The sequence below is a fragment of the Stappia sp. G46H5W genome (genome assembly GCF_058448995.1).
Window position 1 is genome coordinate 929,452 of the sequence record NZ_JBZFLL010000002.1, and the last position, 15,319, is coordinate 944,770.

Genomic DNA, 15,319 nt, shown 5'->3' on the forward strand with positions numbered 1-15,319 from the left:
TTCCCCCTTACGCCACGCGCTCGATGCGGCAGAGCGTGGCCTTGGTTTCTTGCATCTGGGTGACGCTGTCATAGCCGTAGGTCTGGGCGGTGTTGGTCGCCTCGCCGAGCACATAAGGATCCGAACCGGTCGGATACTTGTGCCTCTGGTCCTCGCCCTGGAAGTGACCGCCGAAGTGGAAGGGCATGAAGGCCACGCCCACACCGACACGCTCGGTCACCATGGCCATCACCTTGACCTTGCCGCCCTCCGGACCGTGCACCCAGACCATTTCCCGGTCGCGAATGCCGAGATTGTTGGCATCGCGCGGGTTGACCTCGACGAACATGTCCTGCTGCAGCTCGGCTAGCCACGGGTTGGAGCGGGTCTCGTCGCCGCCGCCTTCGTATTCCACCAGGCGCCCCGAGGTCAGGATGATCGGGAAGTCCTTGGAATAGTCGTTCTCCTGGATCGACTTGTAGCGGGTGGGGACGCGCCAGAAGGTCTTGTCCTCATAGGTCGCATACTTGTCGAGCAGGTCACGACGGCTGGTGTAGAGCGGCTCGCGGTGCAGCGGCACCGGATCCGGGAAGGTCCACACCACTGCGCGGGCCTTGGCGTTGCCGTAGGGCGCGCAGCCATGCTTGATCGCAACGCGCTGGATGCCGCCGGACAGGTCGGTCTTCCAGTTCACGCCGCCGACCTTGTCATTGTAATCGGAGGGGATATCCCCGGTCTGCGAGGTCTCGCCGACCTCTTCCGACGAAGGCATGGCATCCACCATGCCGGCGACCCATTCGATCATCCGGCGCTCGTAGGGCGTCAGATCCTTGTCCCAGCCCAGCTTGATCAGCATGGCCATGGTGAACTCGGGATAGCCGTCCTCGATCTCCGAACCGACCGGCCAGGAGCCTTCGGCCAGCAGGTTGTCGCCATCCTTCTCGACGCCGAAGCGGGCGCGGAAGCCCATGCCACCCTCGGCAACCGGCAGCGACGTATCGTAAAGCACCGCCGAGCCGGGATGCTTCATCTCCGCCGAGCCCCAGCACGGCCAGGGCATGCCGTAGAAGTCGCCGTCCGCCGGCCCGCCATTGGCGCGCAGGGTCGTACGGTCGAACGTGTGCTGGTTCTGCATGTGCAGCTTCAGGCGCTCCGGCGACTGGCCGGTATAGCCGATGGTCCACATGCCGCGGTTGAACTCGCGGGTCACGTCCTCGATGAGCGGCTCCTCGCCGTTCACTTCGATGTTCTTGAACATGTCCTCGGCAAAACCGAACTTCTTCGCGAAGAGATACGCGATGGAGTGGTCGGTCTTGGACTCGAACAGCGGATCGATGACCTTCTCGCGCCACTGCAGCGAGCGGTTCGACGCGGTCACTGAGCCATAGGTCTCGAACTGGGTCGTCGCCGGCAGCAGGTAGACGCCGTCCTTGCGGTCATGCATCACCGCCGACATGGTCGGGAACGGATCGATGATGACCAGCAGATCGAGCTTCTCCATCGCCCGCTTCATGTCGGGCAGACGGGTCTGCGAGTTCGGAGCATGGCCCCAGAACACCATGGCGCGTGTGTTGTCGGGCTGAAGCAGGTTCGCCTTGTCTTCCAGAACGCCGTCGATCCAGCGCGACACCGTGATGCCGCTCTCGAACATCATGGCCTTGTCCTTGCCGTCGGCGCCCTTCATCGTGGCGAAGCGCTCGGCAAGGCTGTCGTAGGAAACGCCCCAAACGCGCGCCCAATGGCGCCAGGAGCCTTCCGCTAGGCCGTAGTAGCCCGGCAGCGTATCGGCAAGCACGCCAAGGTCCGTCGCACCCTGCACGTTGTCATGGCCGCGGAAGATGTTGGTGCCGCCGCCGGCCTTGCCCATGTTGCCGAGAGCCAGCTGAAGGGCGCAGTAGGCGCGGGTGTTGTTGTTGCCATTGGTGTGCTGCGTGCCGCCCATGCACCAGATGACGGTGCCCGGACGGTTGTTGGCGAGCGTACGGGCGACGCGCTTCAGCTGCGAACCCGGGACGCCGGTGACGCGCTCGGTCTCCTCGGGCGTCCACTTGGCCACTTCCACCTTGATCTGGTCCATACCCCAGACGCGCTGGCGCAGGAACTCCTTGTCCTCCCAGCCGTTCTCGAAGATGTGCCAGAGGATACCCCAGACCAGGGCCACGTCGGAGCCCGGACGGAAGCGGACATACTCGGACGCATGCGCTGCGGTGCGGGTGAAGCGCGGATCGCAGACGATCAGCGGCGCGGCGTTCTCTTCCTTCGCCTTCAGCACGTGAAGCAGCGAGACCGGATGCGCCTCGGCGGGATTGCCGCCGATGATGAAGATCGCCTTGGAATTGTGGATGTCGTTGTACGAGTTCGTCATCGCACCGTAACCCCAGGTGTTCGCGACACCTGCGACCGTGGTGGAGTGACAGATACGCGCCTGGTGGTCGACGTTGTTCGTGCCCCAGAAGGCTGCGAACTTGCGCACCAGATAGGCCTGCTCGTTGCTGTGCTTGGCCGAGCCGAGCCAGTAGACGCTGTCCGGACCGCTCTCGTCGCGGATCTTCAGCATCTGGTCGCCGATCTCGTTGATCGCCTGATCCCAGGAAATGCGCTCCCACTTTCCGCCGACCAGCTTGGTCGGGTACTTCAGGCGGCGCTCGCCATGGGCATGCTCGCGCACCGAGGCGCCCTTGGCGCAGTGCGAACCGAGGTTGAAGGGGCTGTCGAAGCCCGGCTCCTGGCCGGTCCACACGCCATCCTGCACTTCCGCCAGCACGGTGCAGCCAACCGAACAGTGCGTGCAGACAGTCTTCTTGATCTCGACCTTGGCATTGGTCGGCCCGGCCGCTTCGGCCTTGCGCACCATGCCACCGGTAAGTGCCCCGGCTGCGGCGAGCCCGCCCGCGGCAAGGCCCGACCTGCGCAGGAACGTACGGCGGTCCATCGCGCTGGCGCCGATCGCCTCGATCGCGGAAGCCAGGCTGGAACGACGCGCAGTCCCGCTCGTCTTCTTCCTCAGCATCACGTTTCTCCCTCGATAGCGCAGGGCCGCTTCGTAGCGACTGGTTCTGCGCATGCCCCATTCTTTTGCCTTCGGCACGGGGCGCTGATTGCGACTTCAGACAGTCCGGCGTCCTTGCGGATCAGAACCGGGCCGTGTCGTAGAAGGTCTTCACATGCTCGGTCTCGCGGTAGCCGCTCCCAGCCGCCTTGTCGGCCTCGACCGCTTCGGCCTCGCCAGTCACGAGCGTCGCCGTGCCGGCCACGGCACCGAGCCCTGCAAGCTTCAGGAAACTCCGACGATCCGCCTCAATCGCTGTGTCCTTGCGTCTCATGACACCCTCTCGTTCCACTTACATTGCCCTGGGCAGCAGTTTCGCCCGCCACCCGCCTTGCCCGGCCTGCGCCGGGCCAGATACTCAACCCGCCTTGCGGCGCTCCGCGAAAAGCCTGTCAGCCTCGATCTCGACCGCTGTGAAAGCCTGCCCCAGTCGCCCGAGCGCAGGATACAGTTCGCCGGTTTCGGACGCGGCCAGATCCTTGAAGAAATAGGGCGCCCAAACGGCAAGGTGAGCACGGAAGAAGGCGGAAGCCTCCTCCTCGTCGCCATCGCCGAAGCTGCCGTCGATCAGTCCGGCCATCATCGCGCAAATCGCCGCGATGTGATCCTCCGGCTCGTGAATGTCCGGATCGCGTTCGATGCCGAGCCGACGCATGTCCTGCCGTAACAGCGCCAGCGGCTTCTCGTTCAAAAATCCGGTCAGATAATAGGAAGCGTATGGGACCAGCTCGCCGCGCCCAACCCCGATGAAGAGGTCGTGATATTCGCGTCGCAGCACTTCGGGGTCCGCGGTTGCGGCGATACGAGAGAGCTCCGCCAACGGACCGCCGATTTCGCCCTCGAGACGCGGCAGCGCGGCGATCGCGGCCAGCCAGCCACGATCTGCAGCCCGCTCCAGACCGCTCGCCAGAATGCCATAAAGGATGGCCCGCTCCCGATCTTCGGGGACGACCATCATTTTCTCGGCAGCATGTGCGTCCGACGTTCCGGCTTCCGCAGCTGCGGCACCGAAATCCGGCTTGTTGATCATGCAATTAATCTCCCTCACCTTGCAGATTGTCATTTTGGACGGGTGCACGCAAACGCTTTCGGTTTTGCGTTGCGTGGGAGATGTTTATGCATTTCATGTACTTACAATCCATTTTTCGTATAAAAATACACGAAACAACACAGAATGCATGATCTCCGCACTGCAGACCATTGTGCGTCGCACAATAAACCGGTAGCGCGCACCCGATCGTGCGACAAAAAGGACTGATCGGCGGGGATGTTTTGCCTTGAGATAAAAGCTAACCTAAATAGTCATGTTTTAAAAACCCGCCGCCAAACAATCAATTGGCGGCCTGCGTAGGTTCTTTTCAAGAAACGGAGCCGCTTAAACGCGCCCCGATTCGCCTTCAGCAAAAAGGACTTCGCGACATCGGCCGCGAAGCCCTTGTTCACCAATCAGGATTGTCTAGCCGGCCGAACGCCATTTCCGGCCCAGATGCAGGGGACAGTCCCCTAGCTCTCGATGACGATACGCGGCGCAGCACGCTGGCCGTCCTCGCGATTTCGCTCGATCTCCGCCCAGACCTTGGTCGCGATATCACGATAGATCGCCGCATGGGCCCCGTCCGGATCGGTCACGGTCACGGGCGTTCCTGCATCGGAATTGATCCGGATCGCCATGTCGAGCGGCACCTCGCCCAGGAACGGGACACCGAGCTTCTCGGCTTCCGCGCGTGCACCACCATGACCGAAGATGTCGTGACGCCCGCCGCAGTCCGGGCAAAGGAAATAGCTCATGTTCTCCACGATGCCGAGCAGCGGCACATCCACACGGCGGAACATGTTGAGCCCCTTGCGTGCATCGATCAGAGCCAGATCTTGCGGCGTCGAGACGATCACCGCACCGGCAAGCGGCACGTTCTGAGCCATGGTCAGTTGCGCGTCGCCCGTGCCGGGAGGCATGTCGACCACCAGCACGTCCAGTTCGCCCCACGCGACCTCGCGCAGCATCTGGGTGATCGCCGAAATCACCATCGGCCCGCGCCAGATCATCGGGGTTTCCTCCTCCACGAGGAAGCCCATCGACATCACCTTGATGCCATAGCCTTCCAGTGGCTTGAGGATACGGCCGGACACCGGCTCCGGCCGTCCGGAAACGCGGAACAGGCGCGGGATCGACGGTCCGTAGATATCCGCGTCGAGCACGCCGACCTTGAGCCCGTTCGCCTGCAGCGCGAGGGCCAGGTTGCAGGTGGTCGTCGACTTGCCGACACCGCCCTTGCCGGAGGCGACCGCAATGATCGCTTTGACGCCGGGCACGCCGGGCTTTGCCGTCTGCTCTGGCGCGGCCGGAGCGGCGCGGCGCTGCATCGGCGGCGGGACACTGCCCATGTCGGCGGCCGCGGGCGCGGGCCGTACCGGCGGCGGCGCCTTCGCGCCTGCCCCGCCCTGGCGTTCGGAGGTCAGGGCAGCCAGCACCTTCTCGACACCGGCAAGCTTGCCGACGACCTTCTCGGCCGCCTGCCGCATTGGCTCCAGCTCCTGCGCCCGTTCCGCAGGGACGGTGATCGAAAAGATCACCCTGCCATCGGAAATGAAAATATCCGAGACAAGGCCGAGCGATACGATATCCCCTTCGAGATCCGGCCCCTTGACCTTGGAAAGCTCGGCCAGGACCTCTTCACGCGTCGGCATTGCATCCCTCTTTTTCTTCCAGAACATCACAATTCCCGTGCCCGATCACATGCGCGGAACGTAAGGCCGTACCGGGAAACGTCAATTGCTTTCCCGTCGCAGGGCCCCTCACGCGGGCCCCACCTTGCCGCCTCCGGCCAGCGACAAGGGGAGAAAACCGCGACAGACGTGATTTTCACGACATCATCAGCCCCTTCTTAACCATTGATCGAGACCTTGCGCGCAAACTTCAAGGGCGGCTGGGGAGTCCGCAAGCAAGGATCGGAAAAATGGTACTGAGTGCGATCTGCTACAGGGCCCGTATCGACGGCAGCTCCCTCGACGGTCTGTCTTGCGCAGACGTCGACCTGTTGCTCGACCGGACGCGCCGCCTCAACCGCCTGAACGGCGTAACCGGCGTTCTTCTGCGACAGGGCGACCACGTCCTCCTTTGGCTGGAAGGCGAAGCGTCGGGACTTGCCGACAGCCGCACCTGCGCGGAAGGCGATCTTCGGCTATCCCGCGTCGAGATTCTCTGCGAAGGCCCGCTCGACTCCCGCCTCTTTCCGCATTGCTGGCTCTGCCTTGCCAACGGCCGGGATGACCGCATGGAAATGCCTGCGAAGGTTGCCGAAGTGTTGACCGGCACCGCCCCGGCAGACCTGTCCCGGGTGCGCGATGCGGTCGCTTGCCTAGCCCGGCGGCTCGAGGATTGCCGCTTTACCCGGGCAGCACTCCTCGTCTGACCCCGACGACCGCGATCCTGCTTGCTTGCCAGTGAGTTAATGACCACAGGCAAGACTTCGGTTTTCCACTTACGGAACGCGAAGGGGTTGTCACTAGACTGCACGCCATGACAGACGCATTGAGGCAGTCCATGACCATCACCCGGGTGAGTTACCGGAGCAGGATCAACTTCAGCGACATGACCTTGTCGCTCGACGAGGAAGTCGACCGGCTGCTCGCGGTCGCTCGCCGCAACAACACCCGAGACGGGCTCACAAGTGCGCTGCTGCTTGCCGGAAACACCTTCTTTCAGGTGTTGGAGGGAGAGCACGGCGCAGTCGAGCGCGCCTTTGCACGCATCATCGACGACACCCGGCACGTCGGCTGCCAGATCATCGACCGACGCGAGGACACCGCGCGCCTGCTTCCCGGCATGCCGATGTTCTTCGCCGATGCGCTCGATTCGCAGGATGCCGTCTTGTCGAACCTCTACATCCCGATCTGCCAGGCGCCGGAACTTGCCAGCTACGACGATCTCGCGTCTGCGGTGATCTTCAGCGCCGCCCGCCATGCCCGCCTCAATGCACAACCGCGTGCCATATCGGCTTGAGGCCGACACGCACACCGCACCCCTACCCTTGCCAGCCTCGCCTCTCCTTCCCTAGTTTGTGCCATAACAGACACCGTGCGCCGAGCACCCCGTAAAACGGGCGCATGACGGCCGGCACGGCAGGGAGGACAGCTTGCAGAATCTTCGCAACGACGCCGACCCGGAACGGTTGCCGGATTTTCTCGTCCGGCCCGACCCGCAGGACGAGCGCCTTTCAACACCCGTCACCGGCATCGACCAGACCGGCCGCGAGGTGGAAATCCGCGTCGTCACGGAACGGGCGCTGACGCTCTATCTCAACTCGCAGGAGATCGTCACCATGATGACGATCGGCGACCGGCCGGACCTGCTGGCAGTCGGCTACCTGCTGAACCAGAACATGTTGCGGCCGGACGACCGCATCACCGGCATCGACTATGACGACGATCTCGAGGTTGTGGTCGTGCGCACCGAGCGCGAGACCGACTACGAGGAGAAGATGAAGAAGAAGGTGCGCACCTCGGGCTGTGCGCAAGGCACCGTCTTCGGCGACGTGATGGAACGCTTCGACGAGATCTCGCTCGATCCGCAGGCCCGCCTGCGCACCTCCTGGCTCCACGCCCTCACCCGGAAGATCAACACCCAGCCCTCGCTCTACCTGGAGGCCGGCGCGATTCATGGCTGCGTGCTGTGCCAGGAAGACCGGGCTGTCGCTTATATGGAAGACGTCGGGCGGCACAACGCGGTCGACAAGATTGCCGGCTGGATGTGGCTCAACCACGTTCCGCCGCAGGACAAGATCTTCTACACCACCGGCCGGCTGACCTCAGAGATGGTGATCAAGACCGCAATGATGGGCATCCCCATTCTGGTCTCGCGCTCCGGCTTCACCGCCTGGGGCGTGGAGCTTGCCCGGCGCGTTGGACTGACGCTGGTCGGCCGGGCGCGCGGCCAGCGCTTCGTCGTGCTGTCCGGTGCCGAACGGGTGGAATACGACGCCGTTCCCGAGGCGGGCGACCGCGAGGACCCGCGCCATGCCCGCAAGGGATCGCGCAGCGAGGACGACGCCGCATGACCACGCCCGCTCTCGCAGGATGCATTCTGGCCGGCGGCCTTGCCCGCCGCATGGGCGGCGGCGACAAGCCGCTGTTGTCCCTGGGCGGCGAAACCATGCTCGCCCGCGTCATCGCACGGCTTCGGCCGCAGGTCGGCCCTCTCGTGCTTAACGCCAACGGCGAGGCCGGGCGCTTCGCCGGCTTCGGCCTGCCGGTCGCTCCCGATCCGGTCGAGAGTTTTGCCGGGCCGCTGGCGGGCGTGCTGGCCGGTCTCCGCTGGGCACAGGTTCATGCACCGCAAGCGGAGGGGATCGTCTCGGTCGCCGGCGACACGCCGTTCTACCCGGCTGACCTTGCTGTTCGCCTGATGGCCGCACGCGGCGAGGATCCCCACCGGATCGTCCTGGCTCGGGCCGATGGGCACATGCATCCGGTTTTCGGCTACTGGCCGGTCGCGGCGGCGGACTCGCTCGAGACTTTTCTGCGCGAGGGTACGACCCGCAAGGTGCTCGCCTTCGTCGACATGCACCCCAATGCCAGCGCCGATTTCACTCCGCCGCCCGGCGCGCCCGATCCGTTCTTCAACGTCAACACGCCGGAAGACCTTGCCGCAGCCGAAGAGCTGCTGAAGGCCGAGGCATGAGCAACAGCAGGCATCCCGCGCCGGTGTTCGGCATCGCCGGGTGGAAGAACAGCGGCAAGACCACGATGACCGAGCGCCTCGTTGCGGCGATCACGGCGCGCGGCTTTCGCGTTGCGACCGTCAAACACGCGCATCACGCCTTCGACATCGACCAGGAGGGCACGGACAGTCACCGCCACCGGACGGCCGGCGCCGTCGAGACCGCGCTGGTATCGGGCCGGCGGTGGGCCTTGATGCACGAGCTGCGCGAGGAGGCCGAACCTTCGCTTGCCGAGATTCTCGCCCGCCTGTCGCCCTGCGACCTGGTGCTGGTGGAGGGCTACAAGCGCGAGGCCCTACCCAAGCTTGAGCTGCGGCGGACTGCTGCCGCGCGCGGCGAGGCGCTTTCGCCGAATGATCCGCATGTGGTCGCCTTAGCCTCGGACGGCGCCGTGGCGGATGCGACTCTGCCGGTCTACCATCTCGACGATATCGACGGCATCGCCGACTTCATCCTGTCCACCTGCGGACTTTCCGGGAACCGAAATGGCTCCGACCAGACGACTGCTTGACGACTGTTTCCTGCACGACCGCGATCGGCTGCGCCATGCGGAGGCGCTGGCGATCCTGCGGGAGCGGATCGTTCCGGTGGCGGGACAGGAAAGCGTCGCACTCGGCGAAGCCCACGCCCGCATTCTCGCCCGCCCCGTCGTGGCAGCGCGGAATGTGCCGCTCGCCGACAATTCCGCCGTCGATGGCTACGCCTTCCTCCATGACCACTATCTGTCGGCCGGCGACGGCCTGCTGCCGATATCGGCACGCATCGCCGCCGGTCACCCGCTCAAGTCCCCTCTTGCTCCCGGCAGCGCGGCGCGGATCTTCACCGGCGCCCTAATGCCGGACGGGGCCGACACGGTTGTCATGCAGGAGGACTGCGAGATCACCGAGCGCGGCGGCCAGACCTTCGTCCATGTTCCACCCGGTCTGAAGCCAGGCGCCAACCGGCGCAAGGCCGGCGAGGACCTGAAGGCCGGTGAGGTTCTGGTGCAGGCCGGCGCCCGCCTGAGGCCCCAGGACATTGCCGCAATCGCCTCCACCGGGGCGGGCCGTGTCGATGTGTTTCGCAGGCTGCGCGTGGCGCTGGTCTCCAGCGGCGATGAGCTGCGCCGTCCCGGCCAGCCGCTGCCTGCCGGCGGCGTCTACGACAGCAATCACTTCCTGCTCTCCGGCCTCGTTGCCGCAAGCGGGGTCGAGATCACCGACCTCGGCATCTTGCCGGACCAGGCCGAGGCAGTGCAGGCCGCCCTGTCGGCTGCCGCCCTGACCCATGACGTCATCGTCACGACCGGAGGCGCCTCACGCGGTGAGGAAGATCATTTCGTCGCCGCCATCGACGAACTCGGCAGCCGGCACATGTGGCAACTGGCGATCAAACCGGGCCGGCCGATGAATTTCGGCCGCATTGGCGACTGCGTCACGCTGGGCCTGCCGGGCAATCCGGTTGCCGCCATGGTCTGCGGTCTGCTCTACGTGCTGCCGGTCCTGTCCGCACTCGGCGGCGGTGCCTTTTTCGAGCCGGTGCGCTACCAGATCCCGGCCGCCTTCTCCGTCCCCAAGAAAAAGCCCGACCGCCGGGAGTTCTATCGCGGCATTCTCGAGAGCGACTCAGCCGGGCGCACCGTCGTGCGCAAGTTCGCCCGCGACGGATCCGGCCTCATCACCTCGCTGCGCGAGGCCGACGGCCTGATCGAGATTCCCGAGGAAGCGACCTCGGTCGTCGAGGGGCAGCTGGTCAACTTCATCAGCTTCGGCGACTACGGCCTTGCCGCACGCTAGGCCAGGCGCAAACTCTCCCCCTTCCCCTGCGACACCTGAAACAATTGCGGAACAATGCTCCCCGCTCATCATGAGCAATGGGGACAGTCCAACGTAAAGCGGTTGAATTCCGGATAAATTTGGTGGGAGTATGAAATCTGATCCCGCGCCGGAAAAATGGACGCGGGCGGAAAACAGTACCGCAGGGGATACATGATGCGTTTGATGAAGATCGCGGCCGCGGCCGTGCTGGCCATTTCTACCGTAGGCGCAGCCGAGGCCAAGGACTGGACCAAGGTGCTGATCGGCACCGAAGGCGCCTACCCTCCCTTCAACAACCTGACTTCCGACGGACAGCTCGTCGGCTTCGACATCGACATCGCCAAGGCGCTCTGCACCGAGATGAAGGTGGAGTGCGAGTTCGTCGTCCAGGACTGGGACGGCATGATTCCGGCGCTGCAGGCCGGCAAGTTCGATGCCGTGATCGCCTCCATGTCGATCACCGAGGAGCGCCTGCAGAAGGTCGACTTCACCAACAAGTACTACAACACCCCGCCGGCAATCGCCGTGCCGAAGGACAGCACCATCCCGGCCGCCACCAAGGAAGCGCTGGCAGGCAAGCTGCTCGGCGCGCAGTCCTCGACCACCCACTCCAACTACGCCGAGGCCAAGCTCGGCGATGCGGAGCTGAAGCTCTATCCGACGCCGGACGAGTACAAGCTGGATGTGGCCTCGGGCCGTATCGACGCGGTGATCGATGACGTGGTGGTCCTGTCCGAGTGGCTCGCCACCGAAGACGGCGCCTGCTGCAAGCTGCTCGGCACCCTGACGCCGGACCCGGTGATCAACGGCGAAGGCGCCGGCATCGCCATCCGCAAGAACGAGCCCGAGCTCAAGGAACTGTTCAACAAGGCCATCGAGGCGATCCGCGCCAATGGCACCTACGAGCAGATCCAGTCGAAGTACTTCGATTTCGACGTTTATGGCGGCTGACGACCGTTGAACCTCGCGGGGCGGCAGTCACCTGCCGTCCCGCTAAGACCAGCGGTTGCGTCGCATGAATGAAGCCCTGACCCTGATATCGTTCGGCCCGGACGGCTGGGGCGACGAGATCGCGCGCGGCGTTCTCGTTACCGTGTCGCTGGCGCTGGCCTCGCTGCCCTTCGGCCTCGTGCTCGGATTCCTGATCGCGGTGGCAAAGAACTCCGGCGAGCCGTCGTTGCGTGCGGCAGCGAATGTCTACACCACCATCTTTCGCGGCCTGCCCGAGCTGTTGACGCTGTTCCTCGTCTATTACGGCGGGCAGATGCTGCTCAACGAGATCGCACGCGTTTTCGTCACCGGCGCGACCGTGGACGTGAACTCCTTCATCGCCGGCATGGTGGCGCTGTCGCTGGTGTTCTCGTCCTACGCCTCGGAGGCTTTCCTGTCGGCGTTCCGCGGGATCAAGCAAGGACAATACGAGGGCGGCTATGCCCTCGGCCTCAGCCGCTCACTGACGATGCGCCTCGTCATTCTGCCACAGTTGATCCGCCTCGCCCTGCCCGCGCTCGGCAATCTCTGGCTGATCCTGCTGAAGGAGACCGCGCTCGTCTCCGCGATCGGCCTGGATGACCTGCTCCGCTGGGCCGGCATCGCCGCCCGCGTCACCAAGGAGCCGTTTCTGTTCTTCGGCGGCGCCTGCCTGATCTACCTTGTTCTGGCGATCATCTCCTCCGCAGGCCTGACGCGGATCGAGGCCTGGACCAAGCGCGGCGAGGTGCCGCGATGAGCTGGGTCAGCGACCGTACCATCGCCCCGCAGCCGGCTCCGCCGGCCCTGGCACGCGGCTGGACCATGTCCCGCATCGCCGGCCATGTGCTCATGGCCTTGTGGATCCTCGCCGGTGCCAACCTGCTCTACTATCTCGCCAGCAATGTCATGTCGGACTTCTTCCGCGACTACTGGGAGAAGTATCTCGACGGTATCATCATCACACTGCAGCTCGTCGGCCTGTCGATGGTCGCCGGCGCCGCGCTGTCGCTGCCCGTGGCGCTGGCGCGCAACTCGCGCAACTCGCTGCTGTCCGGCCTTGCCTATGCCTATGTCTACTTCTTCCGCGGCACACCGCTGCTCGCCCAGACTTTCCTGATCTACTACGCCGCGGGCAGCTTCCGCCCGTTCTTCAGCGATATCGGACTGTGGTGGTTCTTCCGCGACGCCTGGTACTGCGCGGTCTTCGCCTTCACGCTGAACACCGCCGCCTATCAGGCCGAGATCCTGCGCGGTGCGGTCCAGAACGTCGACAAGGGGCAGTGGGAGGCAGCCGCCGCACTTGGCATTCCGAAGGGCGTGACGTTCCTGAAAGTGATTCTGCCTCAGGCGCTGATCGTGGCCCTGCGTCCCTATGGCAACGAGCTGGTGCTGATGATCAAGGGCTCGGCCATCGTCTCGCTGGTGACCATCTACGACCTGATGGGCGAGACGCGCCGCGCCTATTCCCGGACCTTCGACTTCCAGGCCTATATCTGGGCGGCCGTCCTCTACCTCATCGTCGTCGAGGCGCTGCGCCGGATCTGGGACAAGTTCGAACTGCGCCTGACCCGCCACCTGCGCCGCAGCTGACCGGTTTCTTGCCGCGCAACATCGTAATGCCTGCCCCATTGCGGGGCGGGCATTTCGCGGCTACCGCTTGGCGAAAGATCAGTTCCACCGGAGTTTCCCATGGCCGACACGACCGACCGCCGCCTCTCCCCTGCCTCGCTCCTGGCTCACGGGGGCGGCGGTATCGACCCGCTGACCGGTGCGGTGGTTCCGCCGATCCACACCGCGACCACCTTCGCCCGCGACACCGACTACCGGCTGACCAGCGCCGGCCACATCTATTCGCGCGACGACAGCGATCTCGTGCGTCAGATCGAGAGCCTGGTGGCAACCCTGGAGAACGGTGCGGAGAGCCGCGCCTTCGGCTCCGGCATGGCCGCGATCTCGGCAGTGCTGCGCAGTGTGCGGCCGGGCGGCACCATCGTCGCGCAGTCCGGAATCTACTGGGGCACCACCTCCTGGCTGCGCAAGCATTGCGCCCATATGGGAATCGCCCTGATCGAAGTCGATGCGGGCGACACGACGCGCTTCTGCGAGACGCTGGTGGAGACCGGCCCCGATCTGGTCTTCCTCGAAGTGCCATCCAACCCCTGGCTGACCGTCGCCGATATCGCGCCGATTGCCGAAGCCGCCCATACGCTGAACGCCGTCGTCGCGGTCGACGCGACCGCCGCCACGCCGCTGCTGATGAAGCCGCTGGAGCTTGGCGCCGATCTGGTGCTGCATTCGGCCACCAAGGCGCTGAACGGCCATTCCGACGTGCTCGCGGGCATCGTCACCTGCCGCGATGCGCAGACCGTCACCTGGCGCTTCATCCGTGAGGAGCGGCATGACGCCGGCGCAGTACTCGGCCCCTTCGAAGCCTATCTGCTGCTGCGGGGCCTGCGCACCCTGTCCCTGCGCATGGAGCGCATGTGCGCCAATGCGCAGGCCGTGGCCGAGATGCTTGAAGCCCACCCTTCGGTGGAAAGCGTGCTTTATCCGGGCCTTGCCAGCCACGCCTCGCACACTGTTGCCAGCCGGCAGATGGCGGGCGGCGGCTACCTGATGTCGGTGTTGGTCAAGGGCGGCGCTGCAGAGGCCCTGGCGGTCGCCGGGCGGCTGGACCTGATCAAGCGGGCGACCTCGCTTGGCGGCGTCGAGAGCCTCGTCGAGCATCGTCACACGATCGAGGGTGACGCCACGGGCGTGCCGGTCAACCTGCTCCGCCTGTCCATCGGCATCGAGAGCGCAGACGACCTGATCGCGGATCTTTCCGCCGCCCTTGCCCCGCTCGGCAGCTAGCCGGTCACGGCGTCCTGCCCGTCACGGTGGCTTCGCAGCCAGGCGATGAAGGTCTTGAGCGGCGGGCGCTGTACGCCCGGCCGCGTGACGATGTGATAGCCGTTGCCGCGCTCCTCGTCCTCGAACAGGACACGCAACTGGCCCGAGCGGATCTCCGGCTCGATGAAGGCGCGCGCGGCGGCGGTCACCCCGTCGCCGCGCCGAAGGCTTTCCAGCATCATGTAGCCAGGCATGTGCAGGTTGTTGCTGCGGCTGGGGGCAATGCCCTTCCGGTCCCACCAGTTGGCGCTTTCGTTGGCCCCGAACTCCTGTAGCCAGGGATAGTCGCGCAGCTTGGCGAGATCGGAGAAATCCGCGTCACCGACCAGCGAGCGCGCCGCCACGACAACGAAGCTCGTCAGCAACAGGGGCTCGGAGTTGAGCCCACGCCACTGCCCCTTGCCGAAGCGGATGGCAAGATCGACGCCGCCCGGCTCGAGCTCTACCACGTCCGCCGTCGGGTTCAGCATCAGCTCGATATCCGGGTGCCGGTGGCGGAAGTCCGAGATGCGGGGCATCAGCCAGCTCACTGCGAAGGTGGGTGTCATGGTCACCTGCAGCGGGCGGGTGCGATCCGCATCGGTCAGTTCCGCTACCGCCCGGTACATCAGGGAGAAGGCAGCCTCGAGATGCCCGGCGAGCGCAAGTCCCTCCTGCGTCAGGACCAGGCCCCGCCCTTCGCGCACCACCAGCTCGGCGCCGAGAAACGCTTCCAGGGCCCGCACCTGCTGACTGATGGCCGCGTGACTGACATTCAGCGTTCGTCCCGCTCCGGCGAGCGTCCCGGCCTCCGCGACGGCAGCGAAGGCACGTAGACTGGCGAGCGAAGGCATCCGGCTCCAATCCATATGTAAGCCTCACTTACATTCCGAAGTTTTTCCTGAGTCGCATGAATGCCGGAAAACAGCAATGCT

Annotated in this window: 15 protein-coding genes; 10 read left to right on the forward strand and 5 right to left on the reverse strand. The window is 65.0% G+C overall.

Annotation, left to right across the window (positions count from 1 at the left end; translation table 11 throughout):
• Positions 1 to 7 precede the first annotated feature (7 nt).
• The 4 genes from ACVJ6E_RS09995 to ACVJ6E_RS10010 form a co-directional block, all read right to left on the reverse strand.
• Positions 8 to 2,989: a formate dehydrogenase subunit alpha gene (locus ACVJ6E_RS09995; protein WP_120268115.1), complete on the reverse strand. Its 2,982-nt coding sequence runs from the start codon at positions 2,987 to 2,989 to the stop codon at positions 8 to 10.
• Between the two features lie 121 nt (positions 2,990 to 3,110).
• Positions 3,111 to 3,302 carry a twin-arginine translocation signal domain-containing protein gene (locus ACVJ6E_RS10000; RefSeq protein WP_120268116.1) on the reverse strand — a complete coding sequence of 64 codons (192 nt, stop codon included), beginning with the start codon at positions 3,300 to 3,302 and terminating at the stop codon, positions 3,111 to 3,113.
• Positions 3,303 to 3,386: 84 nt separating this feature from the next.
• Positions 3,387 to 4,058: a molecular chaperone TorD family protein gene (locus tag ACVJ6E_RS10005; protein ID WP_199681042.1), complete on the reverse strand. Its 672-nt coding sequence runs from the start codon at positions 4,056 to 4,058 to the stop codon at positions 3,387 to 3,389.
• A gap of 473 nt (positions 4,059 to 4,531) precedes the next feature.
• Complete coding sequence (locus ACVJ6E_RS10010) at positions 4,532 to 5,713, reverse strand: Mrp/NBP35 family ATP-binding protein (RefSeq protein WP_120268117.1); 1,182 nt, start codon at positions 5,711 to 5,713, stop codon at positions 4,532 to 4,534.
• Positions 5,714 to 5,982: 269 nt separating this feature from the next.
• Here ACVJ6E_RS10010 and ACVJ6E_RS10015 point away from each other — a divergent pair, with 269 nt between their 5' ends.
• The 10 genes from ACVJ6E_RS10015 (at position 5,983) to ACVJ6E_RS10060 (ending at position 14,366) form a co-directional block, all read left to right on the forward strand.
• A complete protein-coding gene (locus ACVJ6E_RS10015; protein WP_120268118.1) occupies positions 5,983 to 6,438 on the forward strand; it encodes a BLUF domain-containing protein in 456 nt (151 codons plus the stop codon).
• A gap of 131 nt (positions 6,439 to 6,569) precedes the next feature.
• Entirely contained in the window at positions 6,570 to 7,028 is a 459-nt protein-coding gene (locus ACVJ6E_RS10020) for a BLUF domain-containing protein (protein WP_158592646.1), read from the forward strand.
• A gap of 133 nt (positions 7,029 to 7,161) precedes the next feature.
• Positions 7,162 to 8,082, forward strand: a complete 921-nt coding sequence (gene fdhD / locus ACVJ6E_RS10025) for a formate dehydrogenase accessory sulfurtransferase FdhD (protein ID WP_208996649.1) — start codon at positions 7,162 to 7,164, stop codon at positions 8,080 to 8,082.
• Entirely contained in the window at positions 8,079 to 8,705 is a 627-nt protein-coding gene (gene mobA, locus ACVJ6E_RS10030) for a molybdenum cofactor guanylyltransferase MobA (RefSeq protein ID WP_120268120.1), read from the forward strand. The genes fdhD and mobA overlap by 4 nt, the downstream gene beginning before the upstream one ends.
• Positions 8,702 to 9,256 carry a molybdopterin-guanine dinucleotide biosynthesis protein B gene (gene mobB / locus ACVJ6E_RS10035; RefSeq protein ID WP_120268121.1) on the forward strand — a complete coding sequence of 185 codons (555 nt, stop codon included), beginning with the start codon at positions 8,702 to 8,704 and terminating at the stop codon, positions 9,254 to 9,256. Before mobA ends, mobB begins: the two co-directional genes overlap by 4 nt.
• On the forward strand, positions 9,231 to 10,520 hold the full coding sequence (locus ACVJ6E_RS10040) for a molybdopterin molybdotransferase MoeA (RefSeq protein ID WP_120268122.1): 1,290 nt from the start codon (positions 9,231 to 9,233) through the stop codon (positions 10,518 to 10,520). Before mobB ends, ACVJ6E_RS10040 begins: the two co-directional genes overlap by 26 nt.
• A gap of 195 nt (positions 10,521 to 10,715) precedes the next feature.
• Positions 10,716 to 11,492: an ABC transporter substrate-binding protein gene (locus ACVJ6E_RS10045; RefSeq protein WP_120268393.1), complete on the forward strand. Its 777-nt coding sequence runs from the start codon at positions 10,716 to 10,718 to the stop codon at positions 11,490 to 11,492.
• A gap of 64 nt (positions 11,493 to 11,556) precedes the next feature.
• Entirely contained in the window at positions 11,557 to 12,270 is a 714-nt protein-coding gene (locus tag ACVJ6E_RS10050; RefSeq protein WP_120268123.1) for an ABC transporter permease, read from the forward strand.
• The gene (locus tag ACVJ6E_RS10055) at positions 12,267 to 13,103 is read left to right on the forward strand and encodes an ABC transporter permease (protein WP_120268124.1); all 837 of its coding nucleotides are present in this window, start codon (positions 12,267 to 12,269) and stop codon (positions 13,101 to 13,103) included. Before ACVJ6E_RS10050 ends, ACVJ6E_RS10055 begins: the two co-directional genes overlap by 4 nt.
• Positions 13,104 to 13,202: 99 nt before the next feature.
• Positions 13,203 to 14,366, forward strand: a complete 1,164-nt coding sequence (locus tag ACVJ6E_RS10060; protein WP_120268125.1) for a trans-sulfuration enzyme family protein — start codon at positions 13,203 to 13,205, stop codon at positions 14,364 to 14,366.
• On the opposite strand, the gene ACVJ6E_RS10065 is transcribed toward ACVJ6E_RS10060, so the two are convergent.
• Positions 14,363 to 15,253, reverse strand: coding sequence for a LysR substrate-binding domain-containing protein (locus ACVJ6E_RS10065; protein WP_120268126.1), 891 nt, complete (start codon positions 15,251 to 15,253; stop codon positions 14,363 to 14,365). The two genes, ACVJ6E_RS10060 and ACVJ6E_RS10065, sit on opposite strands and share 4 nt — an antisense overlap.
• Positions 15,254 to 15,319 lie beyond the last annotated feature (66 nt).

What these genes read in the sequence shown, in the direction of transcription:
- ACVJ6E_RS10005 (WP_199681042.1), bottom strand. Translation starts at nt 4,058, where the DNA reads ATGATCAACAAGCCGGATTTCGGTGCCGCAGCTGCGGAAGCCGGAACG.
- mobB (WP_120268121.1), top strand. Translation starts at nt 8,702, where the DNA reads ATGAGCAACAGCAGGCATCCCGCGCCGGTGTTCGGCATCGCCGGGTGG.
- ACVJ6E_RS10045 (WP_120268393.1), top strand. Translation starts at nt 10,716, where the DNA reads ATGCGTTTGATGAAGATCGCGGCCGCGGCCGTGCTGGCCATTTCTACC.
- ACVJ6E_RS10015 (WP_120268118.1), top strand. Translation starts at nt 5,983, where the DNA reads ATGGTACTGAGTGCGATCTGCTACAGGGCCCGTATCGACGGCAGCTCC.
- mobA (WP_120268120.1), top strand. Translation starts at nt 8,079, where the DNA reads ATGACCACGCCCGCTCTCGCAGGATGCATTCTGGCCGGCGGCCTTGCC.
- ACVJ6E_RS10055 (WP_120268124.1), top strand. Translation starts at nt 12,267, where the DNA reads ATGAGCTGGGTCAGCGACCGTACCATCGCCCCGCAGCCGGCTCCGCCG.
- ACVJ6E_RS10050 (WP_120268123.1), top strand. Translation starts at nt 11,557, where the DNA reads ATGAATGAAGCCCTGACCCTGATATCGTTCGGCCCGGACGGCTGGGGC.
- ACVJ6E_RS10000 (WP_120268116.1), bottom strand. Translation starts at nt 3,302, where the DNA reads ATGAGACGCAAGGACACAGCGATTGAGGCGGATCGTCGGAGTTTCCTG.
- ACVJ6E_RS09995 (WP_120268115.1), bottom strand. Translation starts at nt 2,989, where the DNA reads ATGCTGAGGAAGAAGACGAGCGGGACTGCGCGTCGTTCCAGCCTGGCT.
- ACVJ6E_RS10010 (WP_120268117.1), bottom strand. Translation starts at nt 5,713, where the DNA reads ATGCCGACGCGTGAAGAGGTCCTGGCCGAGCTTTCCAAGGTCAAGGGG.
- ACVJ6E_RS10040 (WP_120268122.1), top strand. Translation starts at nt 9,231, where the DNA reads ATGGCTCCGACCAGACGACTGCTTGACGACTGTTTCCTGCACGACCGC.
- ACVJ6E_RS10060 (WP_120268125.1), top strand. Translation starts at nt 13,203, where the DNA reads ATGGCCGACACGACCGACCGCCGCCTCTCCCCTGCCTCGCTCCTGGCT.
- ACVJ6E_RS10065 (WP_120268126.1), bottom strand. Translation starts at nt 15,253, where the DNA reads ATGGATTGGAGCCGGATGCCTTCGCTCGCCAGTCTACGTGCCTTCGCT.
- ACVJ6E_RS10020 (WP_158592646.1), top strand. Translation starts at nt 6,570, where the DNA reads ATGACCATCACCCGGGTGAGTTACCGGAGCAGGATCAACTTCAGCGAC.